At 42.8% G+C, this 21,102-nt stretch carries 13 protein-coding genes; 5 read left to right on the forward strand and 8 right to left on the reverse strand.

Translation table 11 applies throughout. The annotated features are described in order from the left end of the window. Positions 1 to 252: 252 nt before the first annotated feature. Positions 253 to 2,904 (reverse strand): [protein-PII] uridylyltransferase, encoded by a 2,652-nt coding sequence (gene glnD, locus AAEY93_RS11260; RefSeq protein WP_351076931.1) that lies wholly within the window; start codon positions 2,902 to 2,904, stop codon positions 253 to 255. 81 nt (positions 2,905 to 2,985) lie between these two features. Between glnD and AAEY93_RS11265 the strand changes: the two genes are divergently transcribed. From AAEY93_RS11265 to AAEY93_RS11280, 4 genes are all read left to right on the forward strand, one after another. Further along, positions 2,986 to 3,693, forward strand: coding sequence for a 16S rRNA pseudouridine(516) synthase (locus AAEY93_RS11265; RefSeq protein ID WP_351076934.1), 708 nt, complete (start codon positions 2,986 to 2,988; stop codon positions 3,691 to 3,693). A gap of 70 nt (positions 3,694 to 3,763) precedes the next feature. Next, positions 3,764 to 4,720 (forward strand): LysR family transcriptional regulator, encoded by a 957-nt coding sequence (locus AAEY93_RS11270; protein WP_124014030.1) that lies wholly within the window; start codon positions 3,764 to 3,766, stop codon positions 4,718 to 4,720. Positions 4,721 to 5,056: 336 nt separating this feature from the next. Beyond that, positions 5,057 to 7,414, forward strand: a complete 2,358-nt coding sequence (locus AAEY93_RS11275; RefSeq protein WP_351076937.1) for an OmcA/MtrC family decaheme c-type cytochrome — start codon at positions 5,057 to 5,059, stop codon at positions 7,412 to 7,414. A gap of 421 nt (positions 7,415 to 7,835) precedes the next feature. Beyond that, positions 7,836 to 10,229 (forward strand): OmcA/MtrC family decaheme c-type cytochrome, encoded by a 2,394-nt coding sequence (locus AAEY93_RS11280; protein WP_351076940.1) that lies wholly within the window; start codon positions 7,836 to 7,838, stop codon positions 10,227 to 10,229. Positions 10,230 to 10,387: 158 nt separating this feature from the next. Here the strand turns inward: AAEY93_RS11280 and AAEY93_RS11285 are convergent, their stop codons facing one another. The 6 genes from AAEY93_RS11285 to punC all read right to left on the reverse strand — a co-directional run bounded on the left by AAEY93_RS11285 (position 10,388) and on the right by punC (position 18,212). Next, positions 10,388 to 10,555, reverse strand: coding sequence for a hypothetical protein (locus AAEY93_RS11285; protein ID WP_351076943.1), 168 nt, complete (start codon positions 10,553 to 10,555; stop codon positions 10,388 to 10,390). A gap of 421 nt (positions 10,556 to 10,976) precedes the next feature. After that, entirely contained in the window at positions 10,977 to 12,512 is a 1,536-nt protein-coding gene (locus AAEY93_RS11290) for an MFS transporter (RefSeq protein WP_124014033.1), read from the reverse strand. A gap of 169 nt (positions 12,513 to 12,681) precedes the next feature. After that, positions 12,682 to 13,020 carry a PBPRA1643 family SWIM/SEC-C metal-binding motif protein gene (locus AAEY93_RS11295; protein WP_101032578.1) on the reverse strand — a complete coding sequence of 113 codons (339 nt, stop codon included), beginning with the start codon at positions 13,018 to 13,020 and terminating at the stop codon, positions 12,682 to 12,684. Between the two features lie 145 nt (positions 13,021 to 13,165). Next, a complete protein-coding gene (locus AAEY93_RS11300; protein ID WP_351076947.1) occupies positions 13,166 to 16,078 on the reverse strand; it encodes a valine--tRNA ligase in 2,913 nt (970 codons plus the stop codon). 33 nt (positions 16,079 to 16,111) lie between these two features. Next, positions 16,112 to 16,561 (reverse strand): DNA polymerase III subunit chi, encoded by a 450-nt coding sequence (locus AAEY93_RS11305; protein WP_124014035.1) that lies wholly within the window; start codon positions 16,559 to 16,561, stop codon positions 16,112 to 16,114. A 367-nt stretch (positions 16,562 to 16,928) separates the two neighbouring features. Further along, on the reverse strand, positions 16,929 to 18,212 hold the full coding sequence (punC, locus tag AAEY93_RS11310; protein ID WP_351076951.1) for a purine nucleoside transporter PunC: 1,284 nt from the start codon (positions 18,210 to 18,212) through the stop codon (positions 16,929 to 16,931). A gap of 207 nt (positions 18,213 to 18,419) precedes the next feature. Here punC and punR point away from each other — a divergent pair, with 207 nt between their 5' ends. Beyond that, a complete protein-coding gene (gene punR, locus AAEY93_RS11315) occupies positions 18,420 to 19,322 on the forward strand; it encodes a DNA-binding transcriptional activator PunR (RefSeq protein ID WP_101032574.1) in 903 nt (300 codons plus the stop codon). A gap of 140 nt (positions 19,323 to 19,462) precedes the next feature. On the opposite strand, the gene pepA is transcribed toward punR, so the two are convergent. Next, on the reverse strand, positions 19,463 to 20,971 hold the full coding sequence (gene pepA / locus AAEY93_RS11320; RefSeq protein ID WP_351076954.1) for a leucyl aminopeptidase: 1,509 nt from the start codon (positions 20,969 to 20,971) through the stop codon (positions 19,463 to 19,465). Positions 20,972 to 21,102: the final 131 nt, after the last annotated feature.

Here is a 21,102-nt window from a genome sequence, read left to right on the forward strand (position 1 = left end):
GGGCGGACTGCGTCCTGCTAGTATCGCTTCGCTGCTAGGGCGGACTGCGTCCTGCTAGTATCGCTTCGCTGCTAGGGTGGACTGCGTCCTGCTAGTATCGCTTCGCTGCTAGGGCGGACTGCGTCCTGCTAGTATCGCTTTGCGACTAGGCTGTTGATTTTATAGCCTCTAGCCGCGAAGCGTACTAGCAGCGCAGCGTTCTAGGCTCTTTCGCTTGTCATCGCTTGCTATCGCTCGTCACCGCTTGTCATCTCAGAGATCGTCTTCGCTGATGACTTGCATTAACGTCGCTGACAATTGTTGTTGTTGATCTGGGGTTAATTGCTGATCATCTTTGTTCGATAATAAAAACACGTTGTCTGCCCGTTCACCGACCGTGCTGATGGTAGCCGAATGAATATGCAAATCTAATTCCTTAAACGTACTGGCGATTTGTTCCATAAACTCACTGGTGTCTAAGGCTGATACATTGACTAAACTGCGGTTTGATTTACGTGAATGTAAAAATTCGACATTGGGTTGATTATCAAAACTTTGATGCCGTCTAGATTGGCGTTTTTTTGATAAAATCATGCCTTTATCCAGTACTTGATGCAGTTTATTGATCACTTGTTTACGACGTTGTGTACTGGTGATCGGTTTTTCATCAAAATCGAGGACCTTAAATGACTCAACCACGTAGCCATCTTTAGTACGGGCAATTTGTGCTTGTTTTACCGAAATACGCAGCGTTGCTAAAGTATTAAATAATTTAACAAACAAGCCTGAGCGATCTTTAGTGTACACAAACACGTCACTGCAGCCTTTGACTACTGCATCGTCGAGTAAAATTAAGGTGTTATATTGATTATCGGTTACTGGCGCAAGATCGTGATTAATCATAGCTTGGGTATATCTGGCGATATCATCGGCTTCGGCATTACTGAAAAATGCGATAGGTAATCGACGCCATAATGCCTTGATATATACGCTGCTGTCTTCATCAGCGGCTAATAAGTTTAGGGCTTCTTGTTTATGTTCTCGCACCAAAGTGCGCAGTTGGAGAATATTTTCAAAACCATTACGAAGTGCTTTACGGGTAACAAAATACAAGTCTTTTAATAATGACGCTTTCCAGTCATTCCACAGGTCATCATTAGTTGCCTGAATGTCGGCAATGGTCAGGCAATATAAGGCGTCTAAACGGGTTAAGGTACCTACTTTTTTGGCAAAAGCGTTGACGACTTCGGGGTCGTAGATATCCATACGTTGTGAGGTAATAGACATTAACAGATGATGTTCTACTAACCAGCAAATCAGTGCTTCTTGCGAGGCTTTAATACCATGAAACTTGGCAAACAAACTGGCATCGACAGCCCCTAATTCACTATGATCACCGCCGCGACCTTTTGCTAAATCATGGAATAATGCTCCAAAGAGTAGTGTCGATTTATTTGACATTTTCTGATAGATATCAGCGGCTAATACCAGATCTTTATCTAACGTTTTGATATCTTTATCATAGGTGTAAATGTTTTTAAGCACCTTGTGGGTGTGTTCATCGACGGTGTAGGCATGGAATAAGTCAAATTGCATCTGGCCAACCACTTCACGCCATTGGGGTAAATAAGACGCTAAAATGCCGTGTTGATGCATTAAGGTAATGGCCAAGCCCATGCCTTGAGGATGAACAAAGATGGCTTTAAATTGCTCGCGACAACGCTCAAAATCTTGCAGGTCGCCCATTAAGCGGCGTCTTACTTGGCGCAGTGATCGTAATGTTTCAGCGGTAATGCCGATTATTTTGTCGTGATGAATCGCGATAAACTCAAATAACGCCATAATTTGGGTGCGATCGATAAAAACGGTTTCGTCTCGAACGTGAATATAGTGATCGACAATTTCAAAATTATCGTTAATCACAATAATTTCTGGATTGCGCTCTGGAATAATTTCCCGTTGAAAATAGGCCATTAAAATTTTGTTTAATTCACTGATGCGTTTCATGGCACGAAATAATTGGCGCATCATTTTTTCGATGGCAATATTGCCGCTCTCGCCGATGGGCATTCCATCACCAAACCCCATTAATTTAGCGACTTCAGCTTGGTATTGCAGTAATAAACGATTTTCGGAGCGTTGGGCTGCTTGATGTAAGGCAAATCGCACCCTAAATAAAAAGTGTTGGCACTCCATTAATTCGGCGTATTCATCATTGGTTAAATAACCAAAGTGGCGAAGTGATTGCATATTGGCGACGCCGAAATGCTTGCGGGCCACCCAGCTAAGGGTTTGAATATCGCGCATACCGCCAGGGCTGGTTTTAAGATTTGGTTCAATACTATATGAGGTGCCTTGGGCTTTAGCATGGCGTTCTTGCTGTTCGCTGAGTTTGGCATTAAAAAACGCTTGGCTTTGCCATAAATCTTGGCCGTACAGCGCATTAAGAACCTGCTGTTGATGCTGATTATTACCAAATAAGTGACGAGTTTCCAGTAAGCTGGTCGCAATGGTGACGTCTTCTTTACACGCTTGATAGGTGTCGTCCAAGCTGCGTACAGCATGGCCTAAATCGAGATTAAGATCCCATAGTTGGGTAAGAAATTGGCTAATACGAGATGCTTCGGTAGGCGTTAATGGGCCATCATGGATAATGCAAATGTCGATATCTGAAAAAGGATGTAAGGTTTGTCGACCATAACCCCCGACAGCATTGAGCGAGATCCGCGCGGGATCTAATTCGAAAGGCAGCCAAAGTTGGCATAATAATGCATCGAAGAACTGCGAGCGCTTGTTCAAGGTGTCAATAATGGCACTTTGAAAAATGTTATCTTGTAAATATTGATCCAGTGACTTAATTGCCTGTTTTAATTCAGCGCTGGTCATATCTGGACGCAAATCTGTACAAGCAGGTTGCGAAAGCATGTTACTCCTTAATGATGTTGTGCATTAACAGAATAAGGTATTCTTAAACAAATTGGTATCATTCTATATTGGTGAAGTTTTATGGTGTCTAAACGAGGTCGACTTGATCAATTTATTGCTGGCACGTTACAAATTTCGAAAAAAACCGTCCGTGGATTGTTAATCACCCATAAAGTGCTTGTCGACGGTCAATTTGCCAAATCACCTGACTTACAAATTGATGAATTTACCCATATTGAATGTAATGGTGTGGTGTTACGTCAATATCAACCCTGTTATTTTATGCTCAATAAACCTGACGGCGTGGTGAGTGCAACGGTTGATGATAAACATACGACGGCATTGTCTTTATTACACGGTGTTGAACACGATATGTTGCATATTGCGGGTCGATTAGATCTGCATTCTACTGGGCTGTTATTAATCACTAATGACGCTAAATGGTCAGCGGCATTAATGGCGCCTGAACATAAGGTTGCTAAACATTATCTGGTCACCTTGGCTAATCCTATCGACCAAGAATATGTCGAGGCATTTGCCAATGGGATGTATTTTGAATATGAAAACATGACCACCTTGGCTGCTCAATTAACGCTACTATCGAGTCATCAAGCAAGCGTTGTATTGCGTGAAGGTAAGTATCATCAAATTAAACGCATGTTTGGCCGTTTTCGTAATCCTGTTGTGGCACTTCATCGTGAGTCGATTGGTGACATTTACCTTGATAATCAGCTAAAACCTGGCGAATTTCGTTCATTAACAAAAGCTGAAGTTGATAGTATTATTTAGCACTAGATCAACTTTTTTTATTTGATTACATGTTAATTTATTGCCTTCATTGCAACAAGTTAAGTGATATATGGATATTCAAGCATTAAAAAAAGTCCGTGAGTTAGATGTTTTTAGTTTGTTGGTCTTTAAGCTCATTTACGAGACGGGTTTTGCTAATTTTGCAGCCAAAGAGCTCGCTGTCTCTGCACCTAAAATTAGCCGTTGTTTAACATCATTAAGAGCCATGTTTAATGATGAGTTATTTTTTCGGCGTCAACAAGGATTAAAACCGACACCGTTAGCAGAACGTTTGTATCAACCTATATGCCAATTATGTGACATGGTAGGTCAAATTGAGCGAGTGACAGATGACCGTTTAAATCATCAACAAATGCCTATTTTGCATATTGCCGTCTCCCCTAGCATTATTACCAGTGTGGCGATTGCCTTGAGTCATCTTAAGCGTGATGTTATCGGCAAAGTTAAACTTCACAGCTGGCAAGACGACACTGAAGAGCTGATTTATAACGGTGAGCTTGATTTTGGTATTGGCTTTGAAACTCAAGATACTCATGGTTTAGAGTCCTCTTCGATTGCGAGTGTCACCTCCCTGTGTGTGGTGGGTCAGAGTCATCATCTATTTTGGGACACTGCCACTAATATTAACTTAGATGACATTATTCAACATCCTATCGTGTATTTGCGCTGTAAAGGATTTAATAACCGCATTGATCCATTAGAACTCTATTGCCAAACTCATGGTTTATTAATTGAAGATATTGAATGTGTTGAAAAGTTAGAAGATTGGTACTGGCACATGCTCACTATGGACTGTTTAGCCTTAACGATTTGTAATGAAGCGTCTGTTGCCGAAAAAATCCCTCATCTACGGGTTGAAAGACTTCCTAGTAGCGAATTTAATAAGCTTAATACGGTCATGCCTATGCCCAGTTACTGCTTAATTGAGCGTGCAGAGCATTACCGTCGTTATTCTTTAAAAACCAAACAAATGATAATAGATATCACTAAGTCATTGTTGGTGTGAACTTTAATTGAGTTTTAAATGAGATTCAACTCGACGAGGTTTGTCAGTTGGATCTTTTTTTTAAATATTAAACCCTCTAAATTCAATGTTTTAGGTGTTTTTGTCTGTATTTCATTGTTCTGCTACTTGCCTCTAGTTCATTAGGTACCTCTTTAGGATTACTGAAAGTAAAACTGCCAGTTTTATTTTTGCGGATATTTAAAACTGAAACTACTGATTCCTGTTAACGAATTTACAACCAAGGTTCACAGGTTTGTTACAGCAAGCAAGCATTTATGTCTGTTTCCTTTTACTTTGTATGGGTAAAACTAACTAATTTAAATCGGGGGATTTAAAATGAAGAAATATAATAAAACTTTACTTGCTGCAACATTAATTGCAGCGTTGGGTGTGACGGGGTGTGGCTCTGACGGCAGTGATGGTGCTCCGGGTGCTGCTGGTACTGATGGCGTTGCTGGTGCTGATGGTACTTCAGCAGGGTTAACTGTTACTACAGTTGAAAATGCCTATGACTTTAACTTACAACTGGATCCTAAAGAAATTGTTGTTGTGGGTACCGAGACATTTAACGTTAAATTTACCGTGACAGCTAAAGGTACTGGCGGAGCGGATGTGCCATATTCGGGACTTGATGAAGTTGCCTTATATGTGACCAGCCAATCAGCCAATACCACAGATACTGGTGCGCCAATGTTATGGACCAACCATGCCCTTGCCAATGATTTTGGTAGCAGCATGTATTGTTCGTTAACGGGGACAGCCAAAACATGGAGTGGGACCGAAGTTGATGCGTGTACATTAGTTGAAGATGCAGCCAATCCTGGAACTTATACTGGTACTTGGGAGCATGATGGTAATGCCCCAGTGGTATTAGCCGATGGCGATGCTAACGATTTAGTCCGTGTGATGATCCGTGCCTATCATGTTGCCATGGCTGACGGTACAGATATAAGTGATAAGGTTTTATCAACGCCGATTGATTTTATTCCTGCTACTGGCGAACCTGCTGTTTCTGCAAAAGATGCTGTGTCTAATGCTGCTTGTATTAAATGTCACAGCCCAATGGAAGGTTACGCTGATACTGATATGCGTATTGCCAACATTGGTGCTCACCATAATTATCAAAAAGTTGAAAACTGTGTCGCTTGTCATAACCCAGCTTATGCGGGTGGACAGGATGATCCTGAAAAAGGATTTAATGCAAACTTCAATGCCATGATCCACACCATCCATGCTGGTCATCATATTGCTGACTCATTGACTGGCGACGCTAAAAAAGAAGGATGGGGAGAAATTGGTTTCCCATCTGAGCTAAACGAATGTACTGTTTGTCATGATAATGGCACCCAGTGGAACGACAACGTTTATGCTGAAGCTTGTGTGTCTTGTCACGTAAATGTTGACTTAGAGACTGGTGACGGTCATAAGGGCATTGTGCCTTCAAGTGACGCCGCTTGTTCTGGTTGTCATGGCGCGGGTAGTTTAAGTCCTGTGCAGGCGCATAATGTTGGCGTGCGTGCAATGGCGACAGATTCAATTGAGATTGCGGTTAGTTCTGTTTCTTATACTGAAGATGCTGTAACAGTTACTATTCCAGCGGCCACAGGTTGGGATGGCACAGTAACTGCTGAGCATGATGAAGTACAAGATGAAATCATTGTGACATTTGATGTGACTGTTGATGGCGCTCCTGTTGCTGATGGCTTCGAGTTTACCAAGTTCACTAAGTACGACGAAATGAAGACGGGCTATGTCAATGCCGATGGTACTTACTATGGCAGTGAGTCAGTCAATCTAAATGGTACTGTTGCAGCGGGTGGCAAGTTAGTTGTTACTCAAGTAGCCAACTATGACCTCGACGCTAAGAGCATTGCGATTACTCCTCGTTTCTCAGTGTGTACTGATTCAAAAGGCATGTTAATCGAATGTCTAGATGCAAGTGGTGAAGCACAATACGATGTCGGATATGTTGCAATTACTATGGCTCCAACGTATTGGAATCTTGCCAATGCTGACGGTAGCGGCGCAACCATCTCTCGTTTAAGTGACCCAATGCGTGTTACCGCAGATGAAGCCAAGTGTAATACTTGTCATACATCGCTAGGTATCGCTAAGCATTACGGTAATGAGCGTTTTGACCAATGTGTTGGTTGTCATAATGATACTTGGGGCGGTTCTTATCATCCACAACCAGAGTATAAAACTGACGAAGTTGATGCTGACGGTGCTCCAATCTTCAAAGCGATTGAAGGTCTAAACTACAACACTCGCGACATCTTTGCGGTAGCTCACCGTTTCCATAGTGGCTTATGGGACGACAACCGTAGTTTCCCTGCAATCCATCTTGATGCTGATATGGAAACTCAAGGTTACCCTGCGGTAGCAACTCAATGTGCAGCTTGTCATAAAGACGGTGTGAACCTGTTCGCTGCTGATGGTGGCCTGACCTCTGGTAAGCGTGCAATTGCTGTTGATGGTGGTGCTACTAAGTTCATCAGTCCAGTTGCTGAAGCATGCCGTACTTGTCACGCTCACTCTGATGCCGCTGCGATGGCGCATTTCGAGAGCAATGGTGCAATAGTTGATGGTGCTCCATCATCTACGTCTAACCTACCAGTCGAATCGTGTGCAACATGTCATGCTGAAGGTAAAACTTACGGTATTGATAAAGTTCACGCTGGTGCAGCTCACTAGATATTGAAAACTTCTTAATCATCACTTAAGAAAGTAAGAAACCAAGAGGGAGACAGCAATGTCTCCCTCTTTTTTATTGATTTTTTGTACCTGAGTGTACTTAAGTGTACTTTTACTAGTTACATTTGCTTACTAGTTACATTTTCTTAATAGTTATAATTCAATTGGTTAGCTATAAATTTTTGTTTCTTCCTCGCACATCAATTTTCCCCTCTACAAACTCCTGTTTAGATTTATATGATATGACACTGGCGATTCCATTTTACGGCGACTTATTTACGGAGACTTAAGACTGAAATTACTATTTTAGTTAACTAGCTTGCAACATCGGTCACATAATTGAAACATATTGTGGGTGTTATGGTCTATTTGCTTCTATTTTAAGTCTGCTAATCAACAAATCTAAATCGGGGGATTTAAGATGAAAAAATATAATAGAACATTATTGGCTGCAGCGTTTATGGCAGCTTTGGCTGTGACAGGTTGTGGCTCTGACGGCAGTGATGGTGTCGATGGTGCTGATGGTGCTCCGGGTGCTGATGGCGCTCCGGGTACTCCCGCTGGTTCGGTTGCAACAAGCGTTGAAAATGCATTTGACTTAAACATTACACTGGCTCCAGCAGATATTGTCGTCGTTGGTGCGGATCCATTTACGCTTACATTTACTGCAAAAAATGCCGCTGGCGTTCCCTTCTCTGGACTTGAAAGAGTTGCCTTATATGTGACTAGCCAGTCTGCTAATATGACAGATACTGGCGCACCCATGTTATGGACAAACCATACACTTGCCAATGATTTTGGCAGCAGCATGTATTGTACCTTAACGGGTACTGCTGAAGCGCGAGGCGGCGCTGTAGTTGATGCGTGTACATTAGTTGAGGATGCCGCCAATCCTGGTACTTATACTGGTACTTGGGCACACGATGGTAACGCGCCTGTGGTATTAGCCAGTGGCGATGTTAATGACTTAGCGCGGGTGTTTATTCGTGCTTATGATGTTGTGATGGCTGATGGTTCAGGGGTAAGTGGTAAGATTTTATCGACTCCTCTTGATTTTATTCCTGCTACTGGCGAACCTGCAGTGTCAGCAAAAGATGCTGTGTCTAATGCGGCATGTATTCAATGTCACAGTCCAATGGAAGGTTACGCCGATACCGATATGCGTATTGCCAACATTGGTGCCCATGGTAATTACCAAAAAGTTGAAAACTGCGTCGCTTGTCATAACCCTGCTTATGCAGGTGGACAAGACGATCCTGAAAAAGGCTTTAATGCTAACTTCAACGCTATGATCCACACCATTCACGCGGGCCACCATATTGTTGACGCGCTTACTGGCGAAGCCAAAGCAGAGTTTGGTGGCATTGGATTTCCTGCTGAGCTAAATGAATGTACTGTTTGTCATGATAATGGCACCCAGTGGAATGACAATATTTATGCTGAAGCCTGTTTGTCTTGTCACGTAAATGTGAACTTAGCGACCGGTGAAAACCATAGAGGCATTGTACCGTCAAGTGATGCGGTTTGTTCTGGCTGTCATGGCGCAGGTAGTTTAAGCCCAATCCAGGCACATGGTGTTGATCGCCGTGACGTTTTTGAAAATGGCTTAGTCTTAAACGTAGCTTCTGCTGAAGTGGCTGCAGACCTATTAACTGTCATCATTGATGTAACATTAAATGGTGTGGTTGCGGCTGATGCTACTGATTTAACCCAGTACTTAAATAAATTCCAATCAGGTGATGATATCTTAATCGGTACACTTGATGGCAATGGTGACTATGTACGTGGATTAAGTATTAATACGAAAGATAATCCAGAAATGTTTATGGTTCTAGGTGGTAAGTTAACCTTAACCAAAGACGTTGCCATGACTCCACTTGGTGGCAAAACACTTTCAGTGTCTTCTGAAATGAACATGTGTGGCAACACTACAACTGACATGATTGTTATCAATACTATGTTAGCTGATGGTGCTGGTACCGACACGGGTGCTTGTGATGTCGCGGTTCCGGCTAACATTGTTACTAAGTTCTTTAAGTTTGATGCTGTTGCTACAACAGGTGTTGAAACTACTGATAACTTACGTTTTGTCAGCCCTGCATTGACCGCTTATAGTTCACCTACACAGGTGGGTAACGACCGTACAACGGCTGATGAAGCAAAATGTAATGCTTGTCATGACAATTTGTCTCACGTTAAATCACCTAACCATGGTGTGACTAACTTTACCCAATGTGCAGATTGCCATAACAACAGTTATGCCGGTTCTTTCCATAGTGATGTTTATAAGCAATCAGGTGTAGATGCTGATGGTAAACCGACGTTTGCAGTAATTGAAGGCCTAGAGTTTTACAACCGTGATTTAGCCACTGTTGCTCACCGTTTTCACAGTGGCTTGTTTGCAGATGATGAAGGTGCTGGCATTTACTTAGACACAGATGGCGAGTTAGTTAACTATCCTGCTGTGCAAACCTATTGCCAAGCGTGTCATAAAGAGACCAATGCTGCAGGAGATGCTATGCCATTCTTCTCTGGCACTGGCGCATTAACCTCAGGTAGAACTTCAATTGAAGTCGATGTGAATCAATTTGATGGTGTTCCTGGCGAGTTTATCTCCCCAGTCTCTGAAGCATGTCGTAGCTGTCACGCTCACTCTGGCGCTGCTGCTCTTTCTCACTTTAAGAGTAATGGCGCGACAGTCTTTGGTGATAACATCACCTCAGCAGATGCTGTGCCAATTGAATCATGTGCGACTTGTCATGCTGAAGGTAAAACTTACGGTATTGATAAAGTTCACTCAGCTGCAGCGGACTAGTTATTAAGATAAGGTGTTAATCATCAATTAAGAACGTCACAACGTCAGTAACAGGGAGGCCGCAATGCCTCCCTGTTTTTTTAACTGATTTTTTTAATTGATTTTTTGTAACTCAGTGCAGCTGGATCAAGTAATAAGTACTCTATGACTATCGGTTATTAATGTTTTTCTAGCGACAATGTCACGGCAACAAAAGCCGCGAAAAACACCCGGTCGCTAAAGACCTTGACGATAAATACCTCGACGATAGATACCACGTCGATAATGACTATCAGCTTCACTCTCCTGCACATTCTGCCGATGTCAGCGGTTCGATTTGTAGCCATTTATGAGTCATTCAATGGGTGTTAATTGTATTTTAGGTGAGCTGCATAATCCTAGTATCCTAGTATCCTAGTATCTTAGTATCGTGGTTTGTTGCTGTATTCGATAGCGACTTATTGGTCAGACTTCTTTTTGGACACTTAGTCGGGACTTTTTGCTCAGAAAATCATTGAGGTTGCCGTTTTGTCGAGTGCGGTATTTCGCTTATGGTTTACTATTTGCTAGTGATTTGCTAGTGATTTGCTAGTGATTTGCTAGTGATTTGCTAGTGATTTGGTCGTAAACCGAATAGTTAATTAATGGCGTTGGTATGGCAACTTGATGACCATTTATTGTTATTTTGTTGTGGATAGCAAAAGGGAGGCATTGCTGCCTCCCTTTTGCTAAATCAGTTGCTGATGCTAACAAATTGCACACGATGAACTAAGCGACTTGTTGGCGCTGCATCCTTAATAACCATTTACCGTAGATGAAAATCCCTACCGCCGAAGTAATACCAATAACCGCAATAATATACCAAGCCATGCCGATGTTGTTGGCATTATAGAGGGCTTGGGTGAGAACTTGGGGATCTTGTCCCGTAGAACTGACTAAGCGACTAAAGGCTTCACCTTGGGGGATGTTGGCTATATCGGTTAAGCTCATACCATTATCTGATAAGACTTCACGGGCAATACGCTCTTTTGAGGCGTATATGTCATAAAGCTTTGGGCCGAAATAACCTTCTAAAGTCCAACCTATGCCTTGAGGTAGCATCACAAAGCCTAAGTACATGGCTTTTTTACCTTCTGGCGCGATATTGCCCATAAATTCATTTTTCTTAGGGCTAATCATCATTTCACCGACGGAAAACATGGCAATAGCCAGTACAATCATCCAAGCCGCATTAAAAGCACCGACTAAGGCAATGGCTAAAATACTCAGTAAACAGCCGACAAACATGGTGGTGGTAATGCGATATTTAGCGGTGAGTGCCGCGACAATAAAGCAAGTGGTCATGATCATCCCGGCATTGAGATTGAGCATGCCTTCTGGCATCACTTTGGTACCGTCGTTACTCAGCCCCAACCAAAATTGTAATATGCCATTGCTAGTGCCTTCTGGACCAAATAACGAGGTAACAATGACGCTGGTATCAACCCATTCAGCAATGTGGATAGGTAGCACATCAAATAATGAGTTAAATAAAAACCAAAAACCGGCAAACACTAACATGTAGTAAATCACTATTGGCTTTTTCAGTTCTTTAAGGGCATCTTTCCACAACGCTTCTTGTTTCACTTCGCCGGATTTTACTTGACGGGTGCGTTCAAGTCGGTCTTCCTTTCCCGGTTCTTTGTAAGCGAGTAAAAATAAAAAGTTAAATGAGATAATCGCCGCACAAGCAAAAAACACATTGTCCCAAGACAATTGGCGCATGTGCACCGCAACTAATGGGCCTAAGAAACCACCTATGTTAACCACTTGGTAAAAAATGCCCCAAGCCATGGAGGTGTTATTACGATTAGTAGACAGCACCAAGGTACCTTGAATGCCCGGTTTAAATACTCCGGTGCCAATAGCTAGCAACATGGCGCCGGCGAGAAATCCCCAAAAGCTAGGGAAAAAAGCCATGGTTAAATAACCACAAATTTTGACTATGGTTGAAACGAAAATGGTTTCTTTGTAGCCTACTCGGTCAGATATGCCGCCAGTTAGCACTGGAATGAAGGTTTGCAGTAACGCCCAGACTGACACGATTAGACCATAGTCACTTAAGTTGATGCCTAGTCCGCCTTCAGATACTGGCGTTTTAGCATATAAACCCGCACTGGCTTTGACGCCATAATAGGCAATACGCTCTACCAGTTCCATGCCACCTACAAGCCAAAAAATATAGCCTAAACTGGATATCGCGGCCCACATGCCCAACTGTTTTACTTCACTCAGATCGTTGCCTGAATGTGAATTAGTGCTCATAGGTCACCCTTTTATTTTATGTTCTATATCATTTTTATAACAAAGGCTGACACTTTACCTAAGTTCTGGGGAAATATCCAAAATCAATAAAAAAAGCGGATCCTAAGACCCACTTTAATGTTTTATTGATAAATATCCCACTAAGGGACGTTCACCTCAGTATGGTGATTTATGCACCACAACACTTTTTGTACTTTTTTCCACTGCCACAGATGCATACATCGTTACGGTTAGGCTTAGCGTCAAACTTTACCGTTTTAGGTTTGTTCAAAACACCGGTTAATTCAATAATGTTTTCAGGTTTGTCTGCATTAATGGTGATATTAGCCAATAGCTGTTGTTCAGCAACCATTGCCGCCACTTCATGTTGGCGAGCTTCGGTTTGGACTGACAATATTAGCGGTAAAGCTTCCGTCCCCGGTTTTGCTGTGCGCTTGGTGTTATAACCACTTTCACCATAAGCGGGTTTAGGTGTTTTACGACCTTTAAAAAAGAATTTATCAGACATGGTTTTGACCCATTAAATAGAATGGTGATATTGGCCGAAGCTTATACACCAAAAATGTAAATTGAGAAATCAACGTTTCAGTTTCGTGCGAAATAAAAAACCAGCGATGCATCGCTGGTTTTTGTTTCTAATGGTATTTTATTGATTATGCTTCTATTTTGGCCAGTTCGATTTTTTGTTCGTTTAATTTTTCAATGTCACGAGTCAAATCGGCCATTTTTGCCCGCTCTTTATCAATAACCGCAGCAGGTGCTTTAGCAACAAAGCCTTGGTTAGATAATTTGCCTTCAATGCGGGCTATCTCTTGAGCAAGCTTTTCAAGCTGTTTGTCGATACGGGCCAATTCAGCGCCGACATCGATTAAGCCTGCCATTGGGATTAATAGTTCCATATTGCCGACAAACTGAGTGGTCGACATCGGTGCCGTTTCACCCTCGGCTAAAATGGTCATTGACTCAAGTTTAGCCAAACTGGTAAAGAATGTTTGGTTTGCTTCAAGACGAATGCGATCTTCATAGCTCACGTCACGAAGCAGTGCATTAAGCGGCTTAGACGGGGCGATATTGAGTTCAGCACGAATATTACGTACTGCGACAATGACTTGCTTAACCCATTCCAGATCCGCCATTGCGGTCGCATCGACTTGATCTGCTTGATACGTTGGGAACGATGCCAGCATGATGGTATCACCCGTTACGCCAGCTAACGGTTTGACGCGTTGCCAAATCGTTTCGGTAATGTATGGCATAAATGGATGCATTAGACGCTGCATTTTTTCAAGCACATTGACTAACGTATGGCGTGTGCCGCGCATTTGCGCTTCAGTGCCGTTTTGCATAACAGGCTTGGTTAATTCTAAATACCAGTCACAGAATTGATTCCAAGTGAACTCGTATAAAGTGTTAGCGGCTAAATCAAAACGGTAAGCGGCCATGTGATCTTCAACTGTTTTCACGGTCTGATTAAACAAACCAATGATCCAGCGATCGGCTAATGACAATTCCATCGCACCCGGTTTGCCATCAACTAACAGTTGACCGCAATCTAAAGGCTCACCAGCTTCATCGCTATCTGGATTGGTTTGCACTTCCGTATTCATTAACACATAACGTGACGCGTTCCATAATTTGTTACAGAAACTGCGGTAACCATCAAGACGTTTCATGTCCCAGTTGATGTCACGCCCGGTTGATGCCATTGCCGCTAAGGTAAAGCGCAGTGCATCGGTACCGTGAGCTTCAATGCCATCGGCAAATTCTTTACGGGTACTTTTCTCAATTTTTGCCGCCAATTGTGGCTGCATCATGTTGCCAGTCCGCTTAGCGACCAAGGTTTCAAGGTCGATACCGTCAATCATGTCTAATGGATCAAGCACGTTGCCTTTGGATTTTGACATCTTATTACCGGCTTCATCACGGATAAGCCCGGTCACGTACACCGTTTTAAAAGGTACTTGAGGTTTGCCGTCTTCATCTTTAATGAAGTGCATGGTCATCATGATCATCCGCGCAACCCAGAAGAAGATGATATCAAAACCTGTGACCAACACATCGGTTGGGTGGAAGGTTTTTAAATCTTCTAAATTGTCTGGCCAACCTAAGGTTGAGAAGGTCCATAATGCCGAGCTGAACCAGGTATCTAATACGTCATCGTCTTGGCGTAATACCACAGAATCTGCAAACTTGTGCTTAGCGCGTACTTCAGCTTCGTTACGGCCAACGTAGACTTTACCGTTCTCGTCGTACCAAGCTGGAATACGGTGTCCCCACCAAAGTTGGCGTGAAATACACCAGTCTTTAATATCGCGCATCCACGAAAAGTACATATTCTCGTATTGCTGGGGCACAAACTTGATGTCGCCATTTTCCACGGCTTCAATGGCTGTTTTTGCCATTGATTGAACGGCCACATACCACTGATCGGTTAATAAGGGTTCAATTGCTACGCCTGAGCGATCGCCATAAGGTATTTTTAAGCCGTGCGGAGCGACTTTTTCAAGTAAACCTAAGCTGTCAAATTCAGCCACAATAGCATCACGGGCTTTAAAACGATCAAGGCCAACATAACGTTCAGGTAGCGCAATTTCGACGTCTTTGTTTGGTGTGCCGTCGGTATTAACTACTTCTACAAAACCGCGGACACAGGCATCTAAGGTAAAGATGTTGTACATAGGCAGTTGATGACGCTTGCCAACTTCATAGTCGTTAAAGTCATGGGCTGGAGTGATTTTTACGCAGCCTGTGCCAAATTCCATGTCGACATAATCGTCAGCAACAATTGGAATTAAGCGGTTAACGATAGGTAATAGCACAAACTTACCGATCAATGACTGATAACGTTCGTCATCTGGATGCACGGCTACTGCGCTGTCACCTAACATGGTTTCAGGACGCGTGGTGGCGACTTCTAGGTAGTCTTTACCATCGCGAGTTAATGCGCCTTGGGCTAAAGGAAAGCGGAAGTGCCACATGTGGCCTTGCTTCTCTTTATTTTCAACTTCTAAATCTGAAATGGCGGTGTGAAGCTTTGGATCCCAATTAACTAGGCGCTTACCACGATAAATAAGTTCGTCATCGTATAGACGGACAAACACTTCTTGAACCGCTTTTGATAAGCCTTGGTCCATGGTAAAACGTTCGCGATCCCAATCAACCGATGCGCCCATGCGACGTAGTTGTTTGGTGATGGTGCCACCAGACTGTTCTTTCCAGTCCCACACTTTATCAATAAAGGCATCACGGCCTAAATTATGGCGTGTTTTACCTTCTTCGGCTTCAAGTTTACGCTCAACCAACATTTGGGTGGCGATACCAGCGTGGTCGGTACCCACTTGCCATAAGGTATTCTTACCTTTCATGCGTTCATAACGAGTAAGCGTGTCCATGATGGTGTCTTGGAAGGCATGTCCCATGTGCAAGCTACCGGTTACGTTCGGTGGCGGGATCATGATGCAATAATTGCCTTGAGATTCATCGCCATGCGGCTTGAAGTAACCTTGCTCTTCCCAGTTTTGGTAAAGGGCCTGTTCGATAGACTTTGGGTTGTATGTTTTTTCCATAGGAGCGTTATGTTCTCTATCTAAATTGAGTGTTTATTCAGCTAATGCTTGAGTGCTGGGCGTAATGCCAACATTCTGGTATTGACGATAGCGATTGCGGGCAATCCGCTTGAGTTCATCATCATTAGCGACAAAATCGATAATATGGGCCAAGTTTACCGCAAAACTGGGCATGTGGTCTGCAAGATTAATCAGAACTTGGCGACTTTTATTTGGCCCTAGGGTGTCAAAACCAATTTCGACAGGTGCACCGGTCACCGGACCTTCGCCTTTTAAGTTGTGAGGCACAAAGGCATTAGGCTCAAATTGCCACAGTAATTCGTCAATGGCATACGCTTGCTGCTTGTTTTCACAGTGAATGTAGACGGTTTTTTGTTGGCGATATTCTTGTTCTGCTAACCTGCATGCAGCCAAATAAACCGCATCTAATGCACTCATTTGATTATGATTATCAGGCATAAGGTAAAACAAGGCTTGAGTCATGTGGTGATGCTTTTGACAGGTTAATAAGTTGAGCACGAGTTTACACTAAAATCGGCTGCGGGTTAATGGGGACGTGAGTTGATATTTATTGAATTTCCCCTAAGTGACTCGCTGACTTAGCCGATAATGAGCAGGATTTGGTATTACAGCCACAATGCGAGTTGATGGTGCTCATTAATCCAATATAAATCGCAGCCATGATTGGTTTTCTGTGACGCTCTGGGGCCATTGTCAAATAGACGGATTTATGGATTGTGAATATTAGAGCAAGCGATAATTTGTTTAATCAATAAACCTCAATATGATGAGATTATAAATAAGAATATAACCTCATCATTGAATGGCTTATTTTATCGCTATGGGGTGTTTATTCATCATCCTTAGTGGTTGCTTGAGATAATCTTGCTGGATCCGGAAACGTGAAATGCTGGTTTATTTGCGCCCAAGAATCATGACTTTTAATAAAGAGGCCTACAGCAACCAGTACTGAACAGGCTAGAATTCCCCAACCAATCGCGTTATCGCCAGAGCTTGCCCAAACGGCAACCAGACTTGATGCCCCAAAAGCGATGCTGATTTGGAGAAAGTTTTGCAATCCTGCCGCTTTGGATGCGTTATTGCTGAATTCTTGGAGGGCATTATTGACCACAATAGGGTAAATAGCGCCATTGCTTGCTGCTAGCAATGAGAATGCAACCATAAGCGGTAATATTGTTTTAGTATCGAGGATCACACTTGATACAAAAATGGCAACAACACAAAAACCAAATAAAATTAGTAAATAGCGTAGGCTGGCTTTGGTGCCAAACTGTCGAATAAGTAACTTACCGGAATAGCCACCGACAATAAACATGATGGTTTGGGGAATAAAACTTAATCCAATTTCAGTTGCGGCGTAACCATATTGTTCCATCACCGCAGGCCATAGGGTTAAGTAAGCGAAAAACGCACCCGAACAGGCACCAAAAATGATGACATTACCTAAGTAACGTGTGTTGGCTAATAATTGTTGATAGCGGATATGGGACTTATTTTTGTGTAAACGAATAGGCTCTTTAGGTACAAAAAAATGTGTCATAGCGATTAATATTACGGCGATAACACATAAGGTAATAAACACTGCACGCCAGCCAAAATTATTGAGTATCAATGCGCCAGCAATGGGCGCTAATGCCGGAGATAAAGCGACCAAAGGCATAATATTAGAGAAAATATTTTGAGCTTTATCGGCGGGGTATTGTTCAATCACTATTGCTTGCCAGATCACTGCTGCACTGCAAGCGCCGATGGCTTGGAAGAAGCGCGCAATATTCATCATCATTATGGTTTCACTGTTCGCAATGAGTGCGCTTGCCAACATAAACAGACTTAGCCCAACAAAGAGTGAATTCCGCTTACCTATTTTATGAACTAATGGCCCGTATAATAACTGTCCAATAGCAAGGCCTGCCAAAAAACTGGTTAATGATATGGCCACCTCAGAAGTGTTAGCATTAAATGTCCATTCAATAGATTTGAATGCAGGGAGGTACATGTCGGTTGCAATAAATCCCAACATACTCAGCAAGGCTAAATAAAACAGGAACAAGTAAAATGTTATGTTTGTTTCTTTATTGTTGATTATTATGTTGTTGTTGCTAAAATTAGGCATAAATATTTTCGTCTGGTCAATAAAGCCTGCTAGTTTAATGGCTTACTAAATTAGCTGGAAACGTTTAATTTTGAAGGCAGCTATCAAAAAATTTGATTGCAAGGAGTGAGTGGAATTGAGTATGATCACTTGAAACCAGTATTACCTCAGCCGAAGATGTTATTCATCTAGTGCTGTTAAGGTACATTTTATAATGAGCAAATTGATATGCTTTCACAGCACATTTTTGAATTAATCGATGTTGTTGCCCAAACAGGCAGTTTTACCGCGGCAGCCAAAAAACTGCATAAGGTGCCGTCTGCGATTAGTTATTCAGTTAAACAAATTGAGACTGAGCTTGGGGTTGAGTTATTTATTCGCCATCATAGAAGTGTCAGCCTAACCCCGGCAGGAAAACATTTTGTCGCTAAAGCTCGCCAGTTTCTTAACGATATGGCGCTGATGAAAAGAGACACTCAACGAGTGGCAAATGGGTGGAAGCCTTCGTTATCTATTGCGCTGGATAATATTGCCAGAACCGACAGTGTGCATGCCTTAATCGCTGACTTTTACAGAAAGTTTCAGGATGTTGAGCTGATTATTCGGATTGAAATATTTAATGGTGTATGGGAAGCGCTCGCCACAGGGCGCAGTGACATCGCTATTGGTGCGACAACTGCAAATCCAGTTGATGGGTCATTTAAATTCACTCATATGGGGGATATTGATTGGTTATTTGTGGTGAGTGCTGATCATCCATTGGCGAATATTACACGGCTTATAGTGGATGATGAGTTACGTGATTTTCCGTCTATTTGTCTTGAAGATACCTCGCGAGAGATCCCTAAACGAATTGATTGGTTGCTCAATAATCAACGGCGTTTAGTGGTACCGGATTGGCACAGTGCAATCAACTGTTTTGTCGAAGGCTTAGGGGTAGGGTACATGCCTGAACATTTGGCTGCACCGTTAATCGAGTCCGGTAAATTAGTCAGTAAAGTGCTGTGCACCGTTAAACAACCTAGCCCTTGTTGCTTAGCATGGAATGATGAGCAAATGTCGCCAGCACTCGCCTGGGTGTTAGATTATTTAGGTGATAGTGAGCAATTACATCGTCAATGGTTAGCCTAGGCTTACCGCGCGATAAAAGGGCTTATTATTTGAATCCAAGTTATGGTTTAGCATTGTTTGATTTGCGCTATCGAGATACAAAAAAAGGGTAAAGCATGATGCTTTACCCTTTTTATTTGCGTATCACGCACTAACAATGCTTATTCGCTAATTTCAACACCAGCGCGATTAATTAAGAATTGGCTTAAAATCGGTACCGGACGACCGGTAGATCCTTTATTCGCGCCGCTGTTCCAAGCAGTACCTGCGACATCTAAATGCGCCCAATTGTACTTCTTAGTAAAGCGAGATAAGAAACATGCGGCAGTAATCGACCCTGCAGGACGGCCGCCTAAGTTAGTCATGTCGGCAAATGGGCTGTCTAGCATGTCTTGATATTCATCCCATAACGGCATGCGCCATGCGCGGTCACCACTTTGCTCACCAGCATTTAGCATTTCGTGTGCAAGCGGGTTATGCGAACTGAATAAACCAGAAGCGTGCTTACCAAGGGCAATAACACAGGCACCCGTTAAGGTTGCAGTATCAATGACTAATTCAGGTTCAAAGCGCTCAACGTAGGTTAATACATCACATAATACTAAGCGACCTTCGGCATCAGTGTTAAGCACTTCAACCGTTTGACCTGACATAGTGGTTAAAATATCACCTGGGCGATAGGCATTGCCCGCAGGCATGTTTTCACAACCCGCTAATATGCCAATGACGTTAATAGGCAGTTTCATTTCGCATAATGCTTTCATGGTGCCAATAACACCTGCCGCGCCACCCATGTCGTATTTCATTTCATCCATGGCTTCGCCAGGTTTTAATGAAATTCCGCCAGAATCAAAGGTTAACCCTTTACCGACAAGGACAATTGGCTTTTCAGTGCTGTCGACTGCGCCTTGATATTCCATCACGGTCATGATCGATTCATTGCTGCTTGCGCGGCCTACGGCAAGATAAGCGTTCATGCCTAACTTAGCCATTTGCTCTTCACCAATAGTCGTGACAGTGAGGTTTTCATGCACTTCAGCCATTTGACGAGCTTGGGACGCTAAGTAGGCTGGATTACAGATGTTAGGTGGCATGTTGGCCACGTCTCGACATAAATGCATACCCGCTGACACTGCGGTTCCGTGTTCAATTGCGCGCTCACCAATGGTTAATTCGCGGCGTGTTGGCACGTTAAATACCATTTTACGTAATGGACGACGAGTTTCGTCTTTACGGGTTTTTAAGGCATCAAATGAATACAGGCTATTCCTAGTACTTTCAATGGCTTGGCGAACTTTCCAGTAGGTGTCGCGGCCTTTGACATGCAGTTCAGTTAAGAAGCACACTGCTTCCATTGAACCGGTTTCATTGAGGGTACTGATGGTTTTTGTGATAATTTGTTTGTATTGGCGTTCATCTAACTCACGCTCTTTGCCACAACCAACCAGTAAAACGCGCTCACTTAGTACGTTTGGTACATGATGCAGTAGCAACATTTGACCCGGTTTACCTTCAAGGTCACCACGACGAAGTAGGTTACTAATGTAACCTTCACTTATTTTATCCAATTGCTCTGCGATACCAGACAGACGGCGGGGTTCGTATACTCCGACAACGATACAGGCTGAACGTTGCTTTTCGGGGCTACCGCTTTTTACGCTAAACTCCATGAGCACTCCTAGATTCTTAAAGACAAATTACTATATTTATTAGATAATGTTTGCATTAGGCCATCTGGCATATAATCAACGAAAAGGTGATAGCTGTTTGGGATTATTAACGAAAAAAAGGCGTAAATTGA

It is taken from the genome of Shewanella sp. CAL98-MNA-CIBAN-0140 (genome assembly GCF_040309905.1).
GTDB classification, from domain to species: domain Bacteria; phylum Pseudomonadota; class Gammaproteobacteria; order Enterobacterales; family Shewanellaceae; genus Shewanella; species Shewanella psychromarinicola.

What these genes read in the sequence shown, in the direction of transcription:
- glnD (WP_351076931.1), bottom strand. Translation starts at nt 2,904, where the DNA reads ATGCTTTCGCAACCTGCTTGTACAGATTTGCGTCCAGATATGACCAGC.
- AAEY93_RS11265 (WP_351076934.1), top strand. Translation starts at nt 2,986, where the DNA reads ATGGTGTCTAAACGAGGTCGACTTGATCAATTTATTGCTGGCACGTTA.
- AAEY93_RS11270 (WP_124014030.1), top strand. Translation starts at nt 3,764, where the DNA reads ATGGATATTCAAGCATTAAAAAAAGTCCGTGAGTTAGATGTTTTTAGT.
- AAEY93_RS11275 (WP_351076937.1), top strand. Translation starts at nt 5,057, where the DNA reads ATGAAGAAATATAATAAAACTTTACTTGCTGCAACATTAATTGCAGCG.
- AAEY93_RS11280 (WP_351076940.1), top strand. Translation starts at nt 7,836, where the DNA reads ATGAAAAAATATAATAGAACATTATTGGCTGCAGCGTTTATGGCAGCT.
- AAEY93_RS11285 (WP_351076943.1), bottom strand. Translation starts at nt 10,555, where the DNA reads ATGGCTACAAATCGAACCGCTGACATCGGCAGAATGTGCAGGAGAGTG.
- AAEY93_RS11290 (WP_124014033.1), bottom strand. Translation starts at nt 12,512, where the DNA reads ATGAGCACTAATTCACATTCAGGCAACGATCTGAGTGAAGTAAAACAG.
- AAEY93_RS11295 (WP_101032578.1), bottom strand. Translation starts at nt 13,020, where the DNA reads ATGTCTGATAAATTCTTTTTTAAAGGTCGTAAAACACCTAAACCCGCT.
- AAEY93_RS11300 (WP_351076947.1), bottom strand. Translation starts at nt 16,078, where the DNA reads ATGGAAAAAACATACAACCCAAAGTCTATCGAACAGGCCCTTTACCAA.
- AAEY93_RS11305 (WP_124014035.1), bottom strand. Translation starts at nt 16,561, where the DNA reads ATGACTCAAGCCTTGTTTTACCTTATGCCTGATAATCATAATCAAATG.
- punC (WP_351076951.1), bottom strand. Translation starts at nt 18,212, where the DNA reads ATGCCTAATTTTAGCAACAACAACATAATAATCAACAATAAAGAAACA.
- punR (WP_101032574.1), top strand. Translation starts at nt 18,420, where the DNA reads ATGCTTTCACAGCACATTTTTGAATTAATCGATGTTGTTGCCCAAACA.
- pepA (WP_351076954.1), bottom strand. Translation starts at nt 20,971, where the DNA reads ATGGAGTTTAGCGTAAAAAGCGGTAGCCCCGAAAAGCAACGTTCAGCC.